Source organism: Yoonia sp. SWMV100 (assembly GCF_056108365.1).
Window position 1 is genome coordinate 161761 of sequence record NZ_JBWBAQ010000006.1, and the last position, 19474, is coordinate 181234.

The 19474-nt window shown below is 55.6% G+C and carries 19 protein-coding genes and 1 tRNA gene; 12 read left to right on the forward strand and 8 right to left on the reverse strand.

What is annotated here, in order from left to right:
* Window positions 1-62: 62 nt before the first annotated feature.
* Complete coding sequence (locus tag ACXJGX_RS14070) at window positions 63-1271, reverse strand: NADP-dependent isocitrate dehydrogenase (protein ID WP_474782753.1); 1209 nt, start codon at window positions 1269-1271, stop codon at window positions 63-65.
* A 751-nt stretch (window positions 1272-2022) separates the two neighbouring features.
* Here ACXJGX_RS14070 and ACXJGX_RS14075 point away from each other — a divergent pair.
* Window positions 2023-2205: a hypothetical protein gene (locus ACXJGX_RS14075; protein WP_474782755.1), complete on the forward strand. Its 183-nt coding sequence runs from the start codon at window positions 2023-2025 to the stop codon at window positions 2203-2205.
* Between the two features lie 4 nt (window positions 2206-2209).
* Here ACXJGX_RS14075 and ACXJGX_RS14080 read toward each other — a convergent pair.
* Window positions 2210-2286, reverse strand: a tRNA-Ile gene (locus ACXJGX_RS14080).
* A gap of 447 nt (window positions 2287-2733) precedes the next feature.
* Here ACXJGX_RS14080 and purM point away from each other — a divergent pair.
* From purM to ACXJGX_RS14100, 4 genes are all read left to right on the forward strand, one after another.
* Window positions 2734-3774: a phosphoribosylformylglycinamidine cyclo-ligase gene (purM, locus tag ACXJGX_RS14085; protein WP_474782757.1), complete on the forward strand. Its 1041-nt coding sequence runs from the start codon at window positions 2734-2736 to the stop codon at window positions 3772-3774.
* Window positions 3771-4367 (forward strand): phosphoribosylglycinamide formyltransferase, encoded by a 597-nt coding sequence (gene purN / locus ACXJGX_RS14090; RefSeq protein ID WP_474782759.1) that lies wholly within the window; start codon window positions 3771-3773, stop codon window positions 4365-4367. The genes purM and purN overlap by 4 nt, the downstream gene beginning before the upstream one ends.
* 75 nt (window positions 4368-4442) lie before the next feature.
* Complete coding sequence (rnd, locus tag ACXJGX_RS14095; RefSeq protein ID WP_474782761.1) at window positions 4443-5600, forward strand: ribonuclease D; 1158 nt, start codon at window positions 4443-4445, stop codon at window positions 5598-5600.
* 21 nt (window positions 5601-5621) lie between these two features.
* Window positions 5622-6029: a SufE family protein gene (locus tag ACXJGX_RS14100; RefSeq protein WP_474782763.1), complete on the forward strand. Its 408-nt coding sequence runs from the start codon at window positions 5622-5624 to the stop codon at window positions 6027-6029.
* Here ACXJGX_RS14100 and ACXJGX_RS14105 read toward each other — a convergent pair.
* Genes ACXJGX_RS14105 through ACXJGX_RS14115 form a run of 3 tightly spaced genes read right to left on the reverse strand, consistent with a single transcriptional unit; the run spans window position 6016 to window position 7561 of the window.
* Window positions 6016-6648 carry a DUF1638 domain-containing protein gene (locus tag ACXJGX_RS14105; protein WP_474782765.1) on the reverse strand — a complete coding sequence of 211 codons (633 nt, stop codon included), beginning with the start codon at window positions 6646-6648 and terminating at the stop codon, window positions 6016-6018. The genes ACXJGX_RS14100 and ACXJGX_RS14105 overlap by 14 nt on opposite strands.
* A complete protein-coding gene (locus tag ACXJGX_RS14110) occupies window positions 6638-6805 on the reverse strand; it encodes a hypothetical protein (protein ID WP_474782766.1) in 168 nt (55 codons plus the stop codon). Before ACXJGX_RS14110 ends, ACXJGX_RS14105 begins: the two co-directional genes overlap by 11 nt.
* Window positions 6806-6859: 54 nt before the next feature.
* Entirely contained in the window at window positions 6860-7561 is a 702-nt protein-coding gene (locus tag ACXJGX_RS14115; protein ID WP_474782768.1) for a corrinoid protein, read from the reverse strand.
* 131 nt (window positions 7562-7692) lie between these two features.
* Between ACXJGX_RS14115 and ACXJGX_RS14120 the strand changes: the two genes are divergently transcribed.
* Entirely contained in the window at window positions 7693-8775 is a 1083-nt protein-coding gene (locus ACXJGX_RS14120; RefSeq protein WP_474782770.1) for a PA0069 family radical SAM protein, read from the forward strand.
* Here the strand turns inward: ACXJGX_RS14120 and bmt are convergent.
* The 3 genes from bmt to ACXJGX_RS14135 form a co-directional block, all read right to left on the reverse strand.
* The gene (gene bmt / locus ACXJGX_RS14125) at window positions 8772-9788 is read right to left on the reverse strand and encodes a betaine--homocysteine S-methyltransferase (protein ID WP_474782772.1); all 1017 of its coding nucleotides are present in this window, start codon (window positions 9786-9788) and stop codon (window positions 8772-8774) included. The genes ACXJGX_RS14120 and bmt overlap by 4 nt on opposite strands.
* Before the next feature lie 313 nt (window positions 9789-10101).
* Window positions 10102-10476, reverse strand: a complete 375-nt coding sequence (locus tag ACXJGX_RS14130) for a hypothetical protein (protein ID WP_474782774.1) — start codon at window positions 10474-10476, stop codon at window positions 10102-10104.
* A 200-nt stretch (window positions 10477-10676) separates the two neighbouring features.
* Window positions 10677-11000 (reverse strand): DUF1476 domain-containing protein, encoded by a 324-nt coding sequence (locus ACXJGX_RS14135; RefSeq protein ID WP_474782776.1) that lies wholly within the window; start codon window positions 10998-11000, stop codon window positions 10677-10679.
* Window positions 11001-11134: 134 nt separating this feature from the next.
* Between ACXJGX_RS14135 and purC the strand changes: the two genes are divergently transcribed.
* The 6 genes from purC to ACXJGX_RS14165 all read left to right on the forward strand — a co-directional run bounded on the left by purC (window position 11135) and on the right by ACXJGX_RS14165 (window position 19468).
* Window positions 11135-11896: a phosphoribosylaminoimidazolesuccinocarboxamide synthase gene (gene purC / locus ACXJGX_RS14140; RefSeq protein ID WP_474782778.1), complete on the forward strand. Its 762-nt coding sequence runs from the start codon at window positions 11135-11137 to the stop codon at window positions 11894-11896.
* 49 nt (window positions 11897-11945) lie between these two features.
* Window positions 11946-12176: a phosphoribosylformylglycinamidine synthase subunit PurS gene (purS, locus tag ACXJGX_RS14145; protein WP_474782780.1), complete on the forward strand. Its 231-nt coding sequence runs from the start codon at window positions 11946-11948 to the stop codon at window positions 12174-12176.
* Window positions 12176-12844, forward strand: a complete 669-nt coding sequence (purQ, locus tag ACXJGX_RS14150; protein WP_474782782.1) for a phosphoribosylformylglycinamidine synthase subunit PurQ — start codon at window positions 12176-12178, stop codon at window positions 12842-12844. The genes purS and purQ overlap by 1 nt, the downstream gene beginning before the upstream one ends.
* A gap of 92 nt (window positions 12845-12936) precedes the next feature.
* Window positions 12937-14643: a sensor histidine kinase gene (locus tag ACXJGX_RS14155; RefSeq protein ID WP_474782784.1), complete on the forward strand. Its 1707-nt coding sequence runs from the start codon at window positions 12937-12939 to the stop codon at window positions 14641-14643.
* An 11-nt stretch (window positions 14644-14654) separates the two neighbouring features.
* Window positions 14655-15986, forward strand: coding sequence for a sigma-54-dependent transcriptional regulator (locus ACXJGX_RS14160; protein WP_474782786.1), 1332 nt, complete (start codon window positions 14655-14657; stop codon window positions 15984-15986).
* Window positions 15987-16771: 785 nt separating this feature from the next.
* Entirely contained in the window at window positions 16772-19468 is a 2697-nt protein-coding gene (locus ACXJGX_RS14165) for an Rne/Rng family ribonuclease (protein ID WP_474782788.1), read from the forward strand.
* The last annotated feature ends 6 nt before the right edge of the window (window positions 19469-19474 follow it).

Below are 19474 nucleotides of genomic sequence, written 5' to 3' on the forward strand. Positions count from 1 at the left end.
TGAAAAGAGGGCATGTAAAGGGGCAAAAGAAAAGGGGGCAGTCGAAACTGCCCCCCGGTCGCTTACATTGCAGCGTTAAGATTTGCGTCGACTTTTTCCAGGAAACCTTCTGTGGTCAGCCATTTTTGATCTGGGCCAACCAGCAGCGCCAAGTCTTTGGTCATGAAGCCACTTTCAACAGTGTCGACAACAACTTTTTCCAGCGTGCTGGCGAATTTCATCAGCTGTGCGTTGTCGTCCAGTTTCGCGCGGTGCTTTAGGCCGCCGGTCCAAGCAAAGATCGATGCGATCGAGTTGGTCGATGTCGCTTTGCCCGCTTGGTGCTGGCGGTAGTGACGGGTCACTGTGCCGTGTGCAGCTTCGGCTTCGACGATTTTTCCATCTGGCGTCATCAGTGCAGATGTCATCAGGCCAAGCGACCCAAAGCCCTGCGCAACCGTGTCGGACTGGACATCGCCGTCATAGTTTTTACATGCCCAAACAAATTTTCCGGACCATTTCATTGCAGATGCGACCATGTCGTCGATCAGGCGGTGTTCGTAAGTGATCCCGGCGGCTTTGAATTTGTCGGCGAATTCTTCGTCGAATACTTTTTGGAACAGATCCTTAAAGCGTCCGTCATAGGCCTTGAGGATCGTGTTTTTAGTCGACAGGTACACAGGCCAGCCCAAGTTCAGGCCGTAGTTCATCGACGCACGGGCAAAGTCGATGATGCTGTCGTCAAGGTTATACATGCCCATTGCAACACCTGCGGATGGTGCATCAAAGACTGTTTTTTCAATGACGGTGCCATCGTCGCCCACGAATTTCATCGTTAGCTTGCCGGGACCAGGCATCAAGAAATCAGTCGCCTTGTATTGGTCACCAAAGGCATGACGGCCGATCACAATCGGGTCGGTCCAGCCGGGCACAAGACGTGGCACGTTTTTACAGATGATCGGCGCGCGGAACACAACACCACCCAGAATGTTGCGGATGGTGCCGTTCGGGCTGCGCCACATTTGCTTAAGGCCAAATTCTTCGACGCGGGCTTCATCAGGGGTGATGGTCGCACACTTTACGCCAACACCATATTTTTTGATCGCTTCCGCGGCATCAATGGTGATTTGGTCATTGGTTTCGTCACGGACTTCCATGCCCAGATCGTAGTACTTGAGATCAATGTCCAAGTAGGGAAGGATCAGTTTTTTCTTGATGAAATCCCAGATGATCCGGGTCATTTCGTCGCCGTCGAGTTCGACGACTGGGTTCTCTACCTTAATCTTGGACATGTGTCTCTCCGCTTGGGTTGGATTCTGGGTCCGCCATAACGCAATTTGTTGGCTACGGGAAGGCTGTATGCACTTGTATACTGAATATGTGATACGATTTTGCTGCGATGTCGGGCTAAGTTTGCACACCATTGATGTCGTTCATCGCGCGCTGTGTGCGTTCCACACTGTCAATTCGCGCAAGCACAGACAAGAGCCCGTGACGAGCGACACGGTTGCGTGCGCTGTTCACCGATCCACTGGCCTGTGCCAAAATAGCGGTTTAGCGCACAGGTGTATCCGGGCAAAACGTGCGCCAGACGCGATCATGTTCTGGACGTGGAACAGCGGTGCTTGCGCAGACCAGATAGAATTTTCGACATCGGGCACTAGCAAATTTGGGCAATGGGCGGCAAATTCCTGGCGCACAGGCGCTTTGCCGCCTTGAACGGTTGCAGAATGCATTTGCAAATCGGTCTGATCGGGGTCCTCGCGGTGTTGAATATAATCAAGCATCCGAAGTTCGGGTCGGCCGCCCCGCACGCGCCCAAAGTCCCGTGCAAAACGCAAGGCTAGGCGACATTCAACGTTTTTTTGTGGCCGAAATCGCAGTCATTGCGTGGTGGGACGGCGATGCGCAGTTGAGCACAAGTATCCTGGCAGGATTTGATCCCGCTCTGGCTGAAACCGCTGCACAGGATGCGTACAAACCTTAAGATTCCGAATCTTTCGATGTGGTATCAACGGGTATGTTATTAAAACCGCCAACCGCGTGAATGCTGTTGCTACGGGCGCGCCCCTAGCGATGGCACCGACAGTCGGGCATTGGCACGCGTCGTTGGCAATGGCAGGTCTGACCCCGATTGCCCAATGCAACTTCCCGTCATTAGGCTTTGTTGAACGGCGCGGAGACACCTGTCGCTACATCCCGACGCCTGCCGATTTTGAAGGGTAAGGGGTGGTAGGCCCGGCAGGACTTGAACCCGCAACCAAAGCGTTATGAGCGCTCTGCTCTAACCAATTGAGCTACAGGCCCCCTGGTGCATGGATTAGCAGACGAGGCAGAGGCGTCAAGGCGGTCTTTTCGTCCGCAAGCATGCTGGCACAGTAGCCATACGGCTAGGCGATGAATATTGGCGACAAAATACCGGGCATTCGCATAGCGGAATCGTCGAAAAAGCGGGACCGCGAAAAAAAGTGACCAGCGCAGTTTTGTGCGCCGGCCACGACAGAATTGGTCGGTCTAACTTTGCGCCAATGCAAACGCGGAACGAGGTCTCTTGTTTGTGTGCCGTTGGTTCAATCAGTTATGTAGAGATACCATAGAAGATGAGGAGGGCTTCGGTCTCTGTTTTCCGGATACCATTTAATCGATTAACAAATCGTAACTATAGATTATTTATTTGGCTATTTTTCTCTGCTGTCCGTTGCGCAATCGCAGGGGTTGGGCTATCGCATTTGCAACATAAAATGGGGTGTCCCGATGACCAAGAACGGCCTTACCTATGCAGACGCTGGGGTGGATATTGACGCAGGCAATGCGCTTGTTGAGCGGATCAAACCTGCAGCAAAGCGCACAGCGCGTCCGGGTGTCATGGCCGGATTGGGCGGGTTTGGCGCGCTATTCGATCTGAAAGGTGCGGGGTATAACGACCCGATCCTTGTCGCGGCGACAGACGGTGTGGGCACCAAGCTGCGGATCGCAATCGATACAGGCAACGTCGACACGATCGGGATCGATCTGGTTGCGATGTGCGTGAATGATCTGGTGTGTCAGGGTGCCGAGCCACTGTTTTTCTTGGACTACTTCGCCACTGGTAAGCTGGAACTGGATGCGGCGACCCGTATTATCGAAGGTATTGCCGCCGGGTGTGAAGCGTCGGGTTGCGCGTTGATCGGTGGTGAAACGGCGGAAATGCCGGGCATGTATCACGATGGCGATTTTGATCTTGCGGGCTTTGCTGTTGGCGCGATGGAACGGGGGGCCGATTTGCCCGCTGGCGTTGCTGAGGGCGATGTGTTGTTGGGCCTTGCCTCTGATGGTGTGCATTCAAACGGGTATTCGCTCGTTCGTCGGGTTGTTGCGCTGTCCGGCTTGTCTTGGGATGATCCGGCACCGTTTGCCGACGACACGCTTGGCGCGGCACTGCTTGCGCCGACCCGCCTTTATGTAAAGCCTGCGCTGGCGGCTGTGCGGGCAGGGGGTGTGCATGCGCTGGCCCATATCACCGGCGGTGGCCTTACTGAAAACCTGCCGCGCGTCCTGCCTGACGATTTGGGCGCGACCATTGATTTGGCGTCTTGGACGCTTCCGCCCGTATTCCGTTGGCTGGCTGAAACCGGTGGGATGGCCGAGGCAGAGCTGCTGAAAACATTCAATGCGGGAATCGGGATGGTTTTGGCTGTGGATGCTGCTGCGGCTGACGCGCTGTCAGCATTGTTGGCAGACGCAGGCGAGACTGTGCATCGGCTGGGGACTGTGACCAAAGGTGCTGGTGTACGCTATACAGGCGCGCTTTTGTGACCAAACGCGTTGCGATCCTGATCTCGGGTGGCGGTTCCAACATGGTGTCGCTGGTCAACGATATGGCGGGTGATCACCCTGCGCGTGCAGTGTTGGTGCTGTCGAACGATCCCGACGCCGCGGGTTTAGCCAAGGCGCGCGCGCTGAATGTTCCCACATTTGCTGTCGATCACAAACCGTTTGGCAAAGACCGTGCCGCATTCGAGGAGGCGTTGCAAAAAGCCCTCGTACTCGCGAAGCCCGATATTATTTGTTTGGCTGGTTTTATGCGGATTTTGACGCCTGAGTTTACGCGCGCATGGGAAGGGCGGATGCTGAATATCCATCCCTCGCTTTTGCCGAAATACAAGGGATTGCACACCCATGCCCGCGCCCTAGAGGCAGGTGACGCAGAACATGGGTGCAGTGTCCACGAAGTGACCGCCGAGCTGGATGGGGGGCCGATTTTGGGGCAGGCCAAGATCGCCATTTCCGCGGAAGATACACCCGAAACGCTCGCGGCAAGATTGCTGCCACTTGAACATGAATTATACCCGACCGTGCTGCGACGTTACGCCATTGGGGACCGTACTCCGGTCACCTTGCACGGCTGACCTTTCCAATGGCGTGCCAATCGCCTATCAAGCTGTATCAGGACACATCAGTTTAGTACGATTGACGGAATACGCATGAAAACGATTACGACGACGACAGATTTGGCGGCCTTTTGCACAGAGGCGGCGAAACATCCTTATGTCACCGTCGATACCGAGTTTTTGCGAGAGCGCACCTATTATTCCAAGCTTTGCCTTGTGCAGCTTGCGTTTCAAAGTGAGCAAGGCGCAGACGCAGTATTGGTTGATCCGCTGGCCGAAGGTCTGTCGCTTGAACCGCTTTATGATCTGTTTCGCGATGTCGGTGTGGTCAAAGTATTTCATGCTGCGCGGCAAGACCTCGAAATTTTTCATGTCGACGCCGGCGTTATTCCAGAACCGTTGTTCGATACGCAGGTTGCGGCAATGGTGTGTGGCTTTGGCGAACAGGTCGGTTACGAGACCTTGGTACGCAAGATTTGCAAATCGGATCTGGATAAATCGTCGCGCTTTACTGATTGGTCGCGCCGTCCGCTGACGGATGCGCAGGCGACGTATGCATTGGGTGATGTGACCTATCTGCGCGATATTTACGAATTTCTTGCGGCCGAATTGGAAAAGTCGGGCCGCAAAAAATGGGTAGCCGAAGAAATGGCTGTCCTAAAGGATCCGGCAACGTATGAATCCGACCCGGACGAGGCGTGGAAGCGCGTGAAAACGCGGACACAATCCGGAAAGTTCATGGCGATTTTGCGCGAATTGGCCCGTTTTCGCGAAACCTACGCCCAAGAACGCGACGTGCCACGTAGCCGGGTCTACAAAGACGACGCCTTGATCGAACTGGCGTCGACCAAACCCCAGAACGAGCAAGATCTGGGGCGGTCCCGTTTGTTGCTGCGCGAGGCCCGCAAGGGTGACATTGCCAATGGTATCTTGAAAAGCGTGCAAGTTGGGCTTGCCGTCAAGCCAGAGGATATGCCGCGCGTCGATAATCCGCGCGCGACATTGCAGGTGAACCCGGCATTGGCCGATATGCTGCGCGTGCTGTTGAAGGCGAAAACTGATCAGGAAGGTGTTGCGCCCAAACTGATTGCATCCTCTGCTGATCTGGATGCGTTGGCTGGCGGCGAACGGAATGTTCCGGCGCTCAAAGGCTGGCGCCGCGAGGTGTTTGGCAACGATGCGTTGTTATTGTGCGAAGGCAAGGTCGGTCTTGCGGTCAAAGGCCAGAAGGTCGTGACCGTCCCGCTTTGATACCGACATAAGGTGATAGAAATGGCGAACCCAGCGTTTGAAGATTTGGTCGAAACGTTCGAATTCCTTGATGATTGGGAGGACCGGTATCGCCATGTGATCGACATGGGCCGCGCCATGGAACCGTTGGACGACGCGTTGCGTGTGCCCGCGACAAAAGTGGATGGTTGCGCAAGCCAAGTTTGGCTGGTCCCCCAAATCAACGACGGCGTGTTCACCTTTCGCGGCGCAAGCGACGCGATGATCGTCCAAGGGCTGATCGCGATTCTGCTGACGCTTTATAACGGGCAGCCCGTCGCCGAGGTCATCAAGATCGACGCTGCCGCAGAACTGGCGCGTTTGGGTCTGAATGACCACCTGTCGTCTCAGCGATCAAACGGTCTGCGTGCGATGGTTGAACGCATCCAGCAGACAGCTAAGGCCGCTTAATTCCGCCAAGCGTGTGGGTTAAGTCGCCGTATCCGGTAAATCGACGCTCAAACGCAAGGCCCAGCCGACTGGCGCAGTCCTGTGCTTTTTGTGTCAGATCGGGATCATCGGTCTGTGCTTGGTAGACCAATTTTTCATAGTTGCCGAAATACATGTCGCGCAGGGCAGGGTGTCGGTCCAACCCAAGCGGTTTCCACACAAAGGCATCGAATTGGCGGACCAAGAAATCCGTCAGGTAAAAGGCGGTACATTCGTCGCGGGCCGCAAACACGTCATTGCCTTCAAAGAAGGAATAGCAATGTGGCCCGGCGATCATCTGGACGCCCATGTCGTCACAAGCCGTTTGTAATTGGCCGCCGGTCCCGCAGTCGGCATAAACCACAAACACATCGTCATAATTGTCCCTATTTCGTGCGACGGCATCGCGTACTGCGGGCACAATTCTTTCGGGGCGGCTGTGCAAAATTGCGGGTAGGCACTGTAAATCAAGATGGTCCCAGCCATTGGCCGCCTTTAATGCCAGGATTTCGCGCGCAAGCGCACCACAAGCGATCAGCAACACCGCACCTTCGCCGCGCGGCGCAAGCCCGTCTTCGGTCAAAGTCGTATCAGTTGTCATCTGTTCGGTTGATCCGTAGGACAAGGACGGCGCAAATAGCAAAAAGCCCAAGCACGCCAACCGAAACCGGCGCACCCAGATTGCTGGCGATCCACACGGTGACGGCCGCGGCGATGATCACACTGCCGACCAAAATAGCGAATGTTTTAAATGGCATGGCGGTCTCCTTTAATCTCATATGGGAAGAGACCGCGCAAATGCAACGACAGCGTTAGGCGTTTGCCTGATTATGCTTGCGCGCAACCAGTGTTTTTGCGGTCTCAACGGCCACGGCGGCGTCGCGACAATAGGCGTCTGCGCCAATGGCTTTGCTGAACTCTTCGTTTAGCGGGGCGCCACCGACCAGCACGATATAATCATCGCGCATGCCTTTTTCGATCAGCGTATCAATCACGACCTTCATGTACGGCATGGTTGTCGTCAGCAGTGCTGACATACCCAGAATGTCGGGTTGCTCTGTTTCGATCGCGTCAAGATATGCTTCGACAGCGTTGTTGATGCCCAGATCAACGACCTCGAACCCTGCGCCTTCCATCATCATGGCTACCAGATTTTTGCCAATGTCGTGAATATCGCCTTTGACGGTGCCGATCACCATTTTCCCAACGCGCGGCGCACCCGTCGCAATCAGCAATGGCTTCAGGATGGCCATGCCACCTTTCATCGCGTTTGCGGCCAGCAGAACCTCTGGCACGAACAAAATACCGTCGCGGAAATCATGGCCCACGATGGTCATGCCACCAACAAGCGCTTCTGTCAGCACTTTGTAAGGTGTCCAACCACGCGCGATCAGAATATTGACGCCTTCTTCAATCTCTTCACGCATGCCGTCGTATAGGTCGTCAAACATCTGCGCGACCAGATCTTCGTCGTTCAGTTCGGACAGGATGATGTCATCTTCTTGGTCGGACATTTGGCACCTCTTTGCGTTTGTCCTTTCGTAATGCGCCTTTATTGATTTGGCCAGCCAGTGAATTGCGACACTCAAAAATTCAATCCCGACCAGTGCTTGCGAATGTTCTTTCTTTGTTCTAATTTCATGCAATGTATGATGATAATGCCAGACCACAGCACAGAACACCGGGGCGGGCGGCAACGTCGAACCCGGATGTGCGCTTTGACCGCTTTACGGTAACGGCGCAGGACGATGGGTGGTATCAAGACGATGATTTGCCCGTACTGCGTACCGAAGTCACCGAAGAGCGCGCGCGCAAGGTGATCACGCGTAATACGTCGCCTGATTTACCGTTTGATCGGTCGATTAACCCTTACCGGGGCTGCGAACATGGCTGCATTTATTGCTTTGCGCGCCCGAGCCATGCATTTTTAGGGCTGTCTCCCGGGCTTGATTTCGAAACCAAACTGATTGCGCGGCCAAATGCGGCTGCGCAACTGCGCAAAGAACTGTCAAATCTGCGCTACGTGCCCGCACCGATCGCGATTGGCACCAATACAGATCCGTACCAACCGATTGAAAAGACGCGCATGATTATGCGTGATATTTTGGCGGTGCTTTCTGAGTTCAATCATCCGGTTGCCATCGTCACCAAAGGCACATTGATCTTGCGTGACATCGATATTCTGGCGCCGATGGCCGCAAAGGGGTTGGTGCGCGTGGGGATTTCAGTGACCACGCTGGACCCGCGCACGTCAAGGGCACTCGAGCCACGTGTGCCGCTGCCCGCAGCGCGGCTGCGCGTCATTTCCCAGCTGACGCAGGCGGGGATTCCAGTGCGGGTAATGGTGTCGCCCGTAGTGCCCGCGCTGACAGATCACGAATTGGAAGCAATTCTGACGGCTGCGGCAAATGCCGGTGCGGTCGCGGCATCGTCAATCATGTTGCGGCTACCAAGGGAGGTCGCAACATTGTTTGAAGAGTGGTTGGTGACCTACTACCCGGACCGCGCCGCGCGCGTGATGGGGCGCGTGCGCGAATTACACGGTGGCCTGACCTACGACCCGGCATTCGGGAAACGTATGACCGGGCAGGGGAAGTGGGCGGAATTGATGCGGCAGCGGTTTAAACTGACGGTGCGCAGGCTGGGTTTGGATAGACCGATGCCGCAATTGCGCACGGACCTGTTTGCACGGCCCCCGCAGCGCGGGGACCAGCTTTCACTGCTTTAAGCTTTTTTGCGACGTCCGCGGCGGGGTGCAGCCTCTGGGCCGGCACCATCAGTGCCGTCAGACGCCGATGAAAAACCACCCAGCGCTTCGGAAATTTGTTCCAGTGTGGGGCGGTCGCCGCGCGGACGCGTTTCCAACGCCTCGCGCATGGCGCGCAGGTGTTCGGGCGTTGTGCCACAACAGCCACCAATGATTGTCGCGCCGCAATCGCGGGCCAGTACAGCATAATCACCCATCAATTCAGGCGTGCCATCATAGTGGATGTGCCCGTCGTGGTATTTCGGGATGCCTGCATTGCCTTTTGCGATAATCGGGGCTGTCGGACCAGCCGCTGAAAAGCCAAGGATGGTGCGGAGCAAATCTGATGCACCAACGCCGCAGTTCGCGCCGAATGCCAAAGGTTGGTTTGTGATTTTATTCACGCGTTTGACCAAATCCGCCGAGGTCAGACCCATCATTGTGCGTCCAGCGGTGTCAAAGCTCATGGTGCCGCACCACGGCATATCGGCCATGGCAAACGCTTCGGCTGCGGCGACGAATTCTTCTGCGGCACTGATGGTTTCAACCCAAAGCACGTCCGCGCCGCCAGCTTTCAGGCCTTCGGCCTGTTCGTGGAACATTTCCACGGCGCGTGCATGCGTCAGGCTGCCCATTGGCTCCATGATTTCGCCGGTTGGTCCCACGGAACCGGCCACAACGATTTTGCGACCCGAAGCATCCGCAATTTCACGACCCAGTTCAGCGGCAGCTTTGTTTAGCTCGAGCACGCGGCCTTCGGCACCGTGTAGTTTCAAGCGTGACGCGTTTGCCCCAAAGCTGTTGGTCAAAAAGATGTCGCTACCCGCGTCGGCGGCACCTTTGTACAACGCTTTGATCTTTGCAGGTTCATCGACGTTCCACATTTCGGGCGCATCGCCGGACATCAACCCCATATTAAACAGGTTCGTGCCAGTGGCACCATCAGCCATTAACCAGTCGCGGCTGGCGAGTAGTTCTGAAAGGACGTCGGTCATGATTTGTCTGGGCTCCTGTTGCGTCGCGTGTCTCGCTTGTCACGTCTTAGGGGAAACTTCAATTCTAAAGCACATATCCGGGTCAAATACGCCGCCAATGATGGACGATTGGCAAGGAGGCGGTAGACGGTGCGCCGCCGACATAAAAGACAGCGCGGTCTGGTGCCGCATGATCGCACGGCAGCCAAACGGGCGAAAAGCTGCGGTTGAACTGTATCAGACCGTGGCGTCGCTGCGGATCAAATGCAGATGCCAGTCCGTGTCGCTGGTAATGGCGCGACCAAAACCCAACATCTGCTTGTGCTGAGCTGAGCTAGCACACACAGATGTTGATCTGACAGCGCATCAAAAAAAATAAACGCCCCGTTGAAAATGGTAAATCTTCGGCCAGCCTGCTTTGTTCGTTGATTCGTGAAATCGTGCCAGTTGGACTGGCAAACGCTATTTGTTCAGAACCACGCGCGGCGTGCGGCTGCGGGGGCTGTGCTACGATCGCAAGCAAAGCCATGCCCGGCGGGATCAGATCGTAAATGCAGCGACACACGATTAGCGCGACGCCAAGCTGTTGGTGACCATGAAGGATCGCGATCAGCGGCAGATCAAATGCGCCCACGCCGGCAGGCGTGCGGGCCAGCAATCCCGCGCCCAGGGCCATTACATACGCCGCAAGCAAAGCCGTGAATTTCACCGATACGCCCTAGCTTGAGGCGGCCAACATTCACGCAAAATCCAGTGCGATCACATGTGGCCAGCTGACCGCCCCGCACCAAGTGAAAAACCTTGATCTCGACAGACATCGCTTGAAACACAAAAACTCCGACTGAAAAGATCGGCGTATCAGGGCATCAAGAAGGCCGCGCTATCCTGCGCGCGCGTGCCGACGCAAAGTCACCTATCATAGCTTTCCGCAAGAAGTTCGGATTTTGCGGTCTGCAAGAGGTTTTCCATTTGGGCACGAATTTCGCGCGGTTCAGCATAGTCAGCCAAATCGTCGATCAGTGCCTGTTCGACCGCATTTGGCGTATGCGGGTGAATATCCATGCTGACGATATGATTGGCATAGAGTTCTGCATCTTGGTCAGATTTTCCTAACACCTGCGCCGCCCAGAGGCCAAGCAGGCGATTGCGGCGGGACATTGCGTTAAATTGCATTTGTGTATCATGGGCAAATTTCGCCTCGAAGGCGCGTTCGCGGTCTTTCAGTGTGGTCATTGGAAACCTCGTGAATTAGGGGAACCGATCTGCATGATATGGGTGTGCGGGTGCTTGCCCGCAAGGTGTGCTTGCACTATGACGCGGTATGACGCGGCCCAAGGCGGGCAGGCGCACGAAGTGACGAGGTGAGCATGGCACGCCGTAAAAAGATTTACGAAGGTAAGGCGAAGATCTTGTATGAAGGTCCAGAGCCAGGGACGCTTGTCCAATATTTTAAAGACGATGCGACCGCTTTCAACGCGGAAAAGAAAGCCGTTTTTGAGGGCAAAGGCGTGCTGAATAACCGCCTGTCAGAGTTTTTTATGACCGGCCTGAGCCAGATCGGGATTCCGACGCATTTCATTAAGCGGCTGAACATGCGCGAGCAGTTGATCCGTCAGGTCGAGATTATTCCGCTTGAAGTGATCGTGCGCAACTTTGCCGCAGGATCGATGGCAAAACGTCTAGGCATGGAAGAGGGCACACCGCTACCACGGCCTATCGTCGAGTTTTCATATAAAGACGACGCGTTGGGTGACCCATTGGTCCCCGAAGAATATATCATCGCTTTTGGCTGGGCCAGCCAGCAAGACCTTGATGATATCATCAGTCTCGCGTTGCGCGTGAACGATTGGATGTCCGGCGTCATGTATGGCGTTGGTATCAAGCTGATTGATTTCAAGATCGAGATGGGGCGTGTCTGGGATAACGAATTCCCGCGACTTCTTCTTGCCGACGAAATTAGTCCGGATAGCTGCCGTTTGTGGGACATTGAAACGGGTCAAAAACTTGACAAGGACGTGTTCCGCCGTGATTTGGGCAGCCTAACGGATGCCTACACCGAAGTGGCGCGCCGCCTTGGTGTTATGCCGTCCAATGTGACCCACCGACCCAAGCCAACACTGATCAACTGACGTTGATTGTTTGAGTATTTGAAACAAAGCGAGACAGGGAAAATCACTGATGAAAGCCCGCGTATATGTCATGTTGAAGAACGGCGTTCTGGATCCCCAAGGTGAGGCCGTTCGGCACGCCTTGGGAAGTCTTGGATTTGAGGGCGTCAACGGCGTCCGACAGGGGAAGCTGATCGAGCTTGATCTGGTTGATGGCACCTCTGAGGCGACCATCGTCGAGATGTGCGACAAGCTTCTTGCGAATACGGTGATCGAAAGCTACCGGATCGAGGTGCTTTGATGCGCGCTGCTGTTATCGTTTTTCCAGGGTCGAACTGTGACCGCGATATGGCTGTCGCATTGTCGGCAGCGGGTGCCGATGTTAGTATGGTTTGGCACAAGGACGCGACATTGCCTGACAATGTTGATCTGGTCGCAATTCCTGGCGGTTTTTCGTTCGGGGACTACCTGCGTTGCGGTGCGATCGCGGCGCAGTCGCCGATTTGCCATGCCGTTGTCGCGCACGCCAACCGCGGTGGCTACGTCTTGGGGGTCTGCAACGGGTTTCAGGTGTTGACGGAAACCGGGTTGCTTCCAGGCGCGTTGATGCGCAATTCGAACCTTAAGTTCATCTGCAAAACCGTTGATTTGACAGTGGAAACATCGCAAAGCGCATTTACATCCGGCTATCAGGCTGGCGACATTGTTGCCTTGCCGGTTGCGCATCACGATGGAAATTATACCGTTGATGCTGACACGCTGGCGCAGATCGAAGATGATGATCGCGTGGCTTTCCGCTATGTCGAAAATCTGAACGGGTCCATCAACAATATTGCGGGTGTTTTGTCTGATAACCGCCGTGTCTTGGGTATGATGCCGCATCCAGAGCGGGCCGTTGATGCGGGTCATGGCGGCACGGATGGGCAGGCGCTTTTTCGCGGATTATTGAGCGAACTGGTTCAAGCTTAAGCAGTGTCCTTGCTGTCTCGGTTGGACAGCAATAGACTTACCGCATGCTGACAAACGCAAGACAAAACGGACGGCGCGGGAAGGGTAGTTGGATGCTTCGGCTTTCGATTACGTTTGTGTGCCTGTTTGCGTTGATCGTCGTCTACGTTTCAAACCAGTTTCTGACCAAACGCTTTACGGAAACGATCAGCGGGCGCTCTGAGGTGCGCCTTGCGCTTTACGTCACCAATTTAACGAGCGAGTTGCAGCGAAATTCAGTTGTTCCGCAGTTGCTTGCGCGCGATCCGGGTTTGATCCTTGCGCTTGAAACCCGCGACTACACGCAGACCTCAGCGCATTTGACGTCCGTCGCCGAAGAGATCGGTGCGGCCTCTTTGCTTTTGCTTGACCGGGGCGGGAATGTGGTTGCCGCGTCTGACGGTGGCAAAGTGGGCGAAGTGCATAGCGATGCCGCCTATTTCACTGCGGCGCATTCGGCGGGGGTCACAGCCTATACGCGGGTGCGTGATCCCGATGGGACATACGCATTCGTATTTTCCCGCCGGATTGACCTTGCGGCGGGAACATTCGGCGTTGTGGTGGTTAAGGTAAGTTCGGCGCTTCTTGAGGCCAGTTGGGTTGGCGGCACCGAAGCGGTTCTTGTCGTTGACAGCCAAGGCGAAATTATCATGGCGTCGGAACCGGTCTGGCGCGGGTTGGACGAAGCCGGTGCATTGCGCACTGACAGTGGCGAGAGCCTGCTTGATCGGTTGCGGCGGTCGCTGCATGGCTTGGCGGGCTTGCCTGCTGACGCTTATTTGCGCGGCGAGGCGGTGCTACGTCGCGAGGCGCGTGTGCCGCATCAAGGCTGGAAGATGGTCAGCTATACGGGTTACGCATCTGTGCGCGAACGCGTGAACGGCATTTTGGCTCTCGAGATGATGGCGTTTGCGATTCTCTTGGCGGTCATGTTTTGGTTCATGTCGCGCAAAACGGCCTCGCGTCTGCTGTCCTTTCAACGCGAATCTGCAGAGTTACGGGCATTGAACCGACGCTTGCAGCGGGAAATTGCCGAGCGTGAAAAGGTCGAAAAAACGCTGCAAGTGGCCGAACAAACAATCGCGCAGTCGTCTAAATTGGCAGCCTTGGGCGAGATGTCAGCGGCGGTGAGCCACGAGCTCAATCAGCCGTTGGCGGCAATGAAAACCTACCTCGCCGGGGCCCGGCTTTTGCTGCAGCGCGAACGCCCCGAAGAGGCGATGTCGTCGTTCCAACGCATTGACGATCTCCTTGAACGTATGGGCGCAATCACCCGCCAGCTGAAATCCTATGCCCGCAAGGGCGCGGATGCATTTGAACCTGTGGACACCCGTGCAGCGGTTTCAACCGCCCTTGCCATGATGGAACCGCAGCTCAAAATTCGGGATGTAAATATCATCCGCTCCCTCCCGAGCGAACCGGTCATGATACTGGGCGACCGGTTGCGGCTAGAGCAAGTGATTGTGAACTTGTTGCGCAATGCGCTGGATGCAACGAAGGGGGCGAATAACCCGACAGTTGAAATCCTATTGGTAGCTGGTGATATAATCAGTCTTCAGATTAGGGATAACGGCGCAGGTATCGAAGATCTCGATAAGCTGTTCGAACCATTCTACACAACGAAACAACCGGGTGACGGGACAGGGCTAGGGCTTGCGATTTCGTCGGGCATTGTAAATGACCTCGGGGGCAGGCTAACGGCGCGGAATGCCATGGATGGCGGTGCCATCTTCGAGGTCCAGCTTCCGACGATGAAACAAGAGGTCGCTGCGGCGGAGTGAAAGAGAGAACGATGAACAAGGCCATGAAAATTGCGATCGTCGATGACGAGACAGACATGCGGCAATCGATCAGCCAGTGGTTGACCCTGTCGGGGTTTGACACGCAGACATTTGCGTCTGCCGAGGACGCGCTCAAGGGGATTGGTGCCGATTATCCGGGGATTGTGGTCACTGATGTGCGTATGCCGGGCATGGACGGTATGCAGTTTCTGAAAAAAATCAAAGCCTTGGACAGCACGTTACCTGTGATCATGATCACAGGCCACGGCGATGTCCCCATGGCGGTCGAGGCGATGCGCGTTGGTGCTTTTGATTTTCTGGAAAAACCGTTCAACCCCGACCGGATGACGGCGCTTGCCAAAAAGGCGTCCGTCGCGCGTCGCTTGACGCTTGATAACCGCGCGCTGCGCAAAGAGCTGTCTGACGGCAGTTCATTGATCAAAAAGCTGATTGGGCAATCTGCTCCGATGGAGCGTCTTAAGGAAGACATTCTGGACCTTGGTCAGGCCGATGGCCATGTTCTGATCGAAGGTGAAACCGGCACCGGTAAAACCCTCGTGGCGCATGCCTTGCATGCGGTGGGCGCACGTTCCTCCAAGAAGTTCGTTTTGTTGTCATGTTCGGCCTACGATGAAGAAACCCTTGGGCGCGTGATCTTTGGGCCGCCGCGCGATGACGAGGCCATTCCGTTGATCGAAGAAGCCCGTGGTGGAACGCTGGTTCTTGAGGATATCGAGGCGCTGACACATCCGCTGCAAGCACGGTTGCTGACCGCGATCAACGAGCAGGGAACACCTGCCGAAACCCGTATTGTTGCGATCTGTAATCTGCAAGAACAGGATAAAACCTGTGAAAGCGTCCTGCGTCCTGATCTGTTTTACCGCCTTGCCGCGCTGCGCATCACCGTGCCGCCACTGCGGCAGCGCGGCGAGGATATTCTGACCCTGTTCACGCGTTTGAGTGAACAGTTCGCAGATGAATACGGCTGCGACGCGCCAGAAGTAAGCGCCCAAGAGGCTGCCCAACTGTTGCAGGCACCTTGGCCGGGTAACGTGCGTCAGCTGATCAATGTTGCTGAACGTGCGGTGTTGCAAAACCGCCGTGGGTCAGGGTCGATCGCGTCTTTGCTGATGGCGGACACCGAAGAAATGAAGCCGGCAATGACCACGGAAGGCAAGCCGCTGAAAGAGTTTGTCGAGGCGTTCGAGCGCATGTTGATCGATAACACCATGCGCCGGCATCGGGGGTCGATCGTATCCGTAATGGACGAATTGTGTCTGCCACGCCGGACGCTGAACGAGAAAATGGCGAAATACGGATTGCAGCGGTCCGATTATCTATAAAGATAACATGGGCGACCTGACAGGGTCGCCCATTGTGCATCAGCGTGATACGGCAACAAATGCTGCAATACCATCGGTTCCGGTGTGCAGTTCCAGGTTGGCCTCGTTTGGTCCTGTGAATACCGCTTCAAGACTGTCTATCTAAGATAGCGGCCCATCATCAGTCACGGGAACGCCGCGCAAATACAATATCCACATCATATTTGAATCGGTCAGCGGCGACAGGTCTGTCACCTGTTCAAGCGAGAGCTGGTGAAGATCGGTCAGATCGGTGAACGCCTTCAGATTTGGAATTTACGCGTGGTCGGGCAGGGCCATGCAAAACAATCAACGTTGCTGACGCAAGCACGACACGTGTTAATGAAACGGAAACACAACCGCATCATTTCAATTATTTGTATCGGTGCGCTACAACCACTTGTGTAATGTGACCAACCTATCCTATGTATATTTTACGGACGCCCGCGCAAAGGTTGCGCGTCGAGGTCCGATCGAGATTCTCTGCACTGTTTGATACTCATCATATCTGTCGCAGCTGATTTGATCCCACGGGATCAGAAGAACGCCCTGGTCGTGCCATCTTTGCCGACCGGGCCCTGAATGGGCCTCGGATCTATGCCGGGGTCGGAGAAGAAACGCGATGCAACGCGCGACAGATCTAGGCAAGAATGCAGTGGCCCTGAGGGGCCCGGTATTTGCCCGCGCGCAGATCGCCTTAATCAGACACATCTCACGTTCGGCTGCACCCCCTGGGGCGCCTGATTTGACATGTGCGAACGGAAAATATGCCCAAAAAAATGCTTATCGATGCAACGCACGCGGAAGAAACCCGCGTAGTTGTTGTGGACGGCAACAAAGTCGAAGAATTTGATTTTGAAAGCCAATTCAAACGCCAGGTTGCTGGCAACATCTACCTTGCAAAGGTAACCCGCGTCGAACCATCGCTGCAGGCCGCGTTCGTGGACTACGGCGGAAATCGGCACGGGTTTTTGGCGTTCTCGGAAATCCACCCGGACTACTACCAGATTCCGGTTGCTGATCGCCAAGCCCTGCTGGCCGAAGAAAAAGCCTATGCAGAAAGCCTGAAAGCCGAGGCAGAGGCCGAAGACGAAAAGCCCAAGCGTCGCCGCACCCGTGCGCGCCCAAAACCTGCTGCCATAGAAGGTGCTGATGCGGTTTTGACAGCCGAATCAGAAACCCCCGAAGAAGAAACGTCGGGTGATATTGCGGGTATGGAAACCATCGATTTGGGCGACGACGACGAGGGTAGCTCGCCCATGGTGTTGGTCGGTGAAACCCCGGTCGAGACCCCGTCGCACGACGAAGACGACGTCGATGACGGCGATACAGATGGTGTAGATGGTGATGACAGCATTGAAAGCGTCGCCGAGGAGGACGACAGTGAAGATGTGCGCCCTGTGCGCAAGCCACGTCCAAAGCGGTACAAGATCCAAGAAGTGGTCAAAGTCCGTCAGGTGATGTTGATTCAGGTCGTCAAAGAAGAACGCGGTAACAAAGGCGCTGCACTGACGACTTACCTTTCACTGGCTGGTCGGTATTGCGTTTTGATGCCGAATACGGCGCGCGGTGGTGGCATTAGCCGCAAGATCACGAATATTGTCGACCGCAAAAAGCTGAAAGAAATCGCTGCCGAGATGACCGTACCCGAAGGTGCGGGATTGATCATTCGTACGGCTGGTTCGCAGCGTACGAAGGCCGAAATCAAGCGTGACTATGAATATCTTCAGCGGATGTGGGAACAGATTCGCGAATTGACGTTGAAGTCTGTAGCCCCCGCAAAGATCTACGAAGAAGGCGACCTGATCAAACGGTCGATCCGTGATCTTTATTCCAAAGATATCGACGAGGTCATCGTCGCTGGCGAGGCGGGCTATCGGACTGCCAAAGACTTCATGAAAATGATCATGCCATCGCATGCAAAAAACGTGAAGTTTTATACCGAACAATTGCCGCTTTATGCCCGCTACCAGGTCGAAGGCTATCTGGGCGGGATGTTCAACCCGACGGTTCAGCTGCCATCTGGCGGCTACATCGTCATTGGGATCACCGAGGCGCTTGTCGCGATCGACGTGAACTCTGGTCGGGCGACCAAAGAGGGTTCGATCGAACAAACCGCTCTCAAGACCAACCTTGAGGCGGCCGACGAAGTGGCACGCCAATTGCGCCTGCGCGATTTGGCGGGTCTGATCGTCATCGACTTTATCGATATGGACGAGCGCAAGAACAACGCCGCCGTCGAAAAGCGTTTCAAGGACAAGCTAAAGACAGATCGCGCCCGCATTCAGGTGGGTCGGATTTCAGGTTTCGGCCTGATGGAGATGTCACGTCAGCGTTTGCGTCCGGGCATGCTCGAGGCGACCACACAGATGTGTGCCCATTGTCACGGCACGGGATTGCTGCGCTCTGACGACAACGTGTCGCTGTCGATCTTGCGTCAGCTTGAAGAAGAGGGTGTGCGTGGCCGTTCAAAAGAGGTTCTGGTCAAGGCACCGATTGCCATCGCCAACTTCTTGATGAACGGCAAACGTGAACATATCGGCGACGTCGAAACACGTTACGGCATGTCGGTCCGCATCGAATGTGATCCGACGTTGGTATCGCCCGACTTTGTGATCGAAAAGTTCAAGACAGCGACCCGTGTTGTCCCGGAAGCGGCACCTGTGGTCACCACGACAGTCATCATGGACGACGATGACGATATCGTTGACGAGGTCGAAGTCGAAGAAATCGAAGCCACCGAAGTGACTGAAACTGCGGCTGTGGAAACCGGTGAGCCTGACGACAAGCCAAAGCGCAAGCGTCGGCGGCGTCGGCGGCCACGGCGTTCGGGCGCCAATGGTGAAAACGGTCAGAGCGACACAAACGGTACTGATGACGCGGACGAGCAGGGCGATGTTACGGCAGAACCTGCTGATCCGGTTGTCGCAGAGACGTCTGACACCGAAGACAAGCCAAAGCGCACCGTTTCACGGTCTCGCTCGCGCAAGCCTGCTGCTGCGGCACCAGTCGTGGCTGAAGCCGTCACCGAAGAAGCCAGCCCTGACGTGGGTGCGGACGAAAAGCCCGCACCGAAAAAGCGTGCGCCGCGTGCTCGCAAAAAACCAGTTGTTGCTGATGACGCGGCGACAGACGCGGTTGCAGAACCCGCAGTTGAGGCTGACGAAAAGCCCAAGCGCAAACCACGTAGCCGGGCAAAGCCAAAGCCAGTCGCCGAACCTGTCGCTGAGGCCGCACAAGAGCTGCCTTCTGTTGCAGAGCCAACGCCGACAAGTGGTGATACCACCCCAGAGCAGCCTGCACGTGATGTAGTCGAGGCAGCACCCACGCCACAGCCAGAAACTGTGGTGGTCGCCGAAACCGCAAAGCCCGTTGATGTAGCGCCTGTCGAAACCGCGCCAGCAGCGGCTGACGAAGAGGCCGCGAAACCGAAACGCCGCGGCTGGTGGTCGCTGAGCCGCTAATCGCGT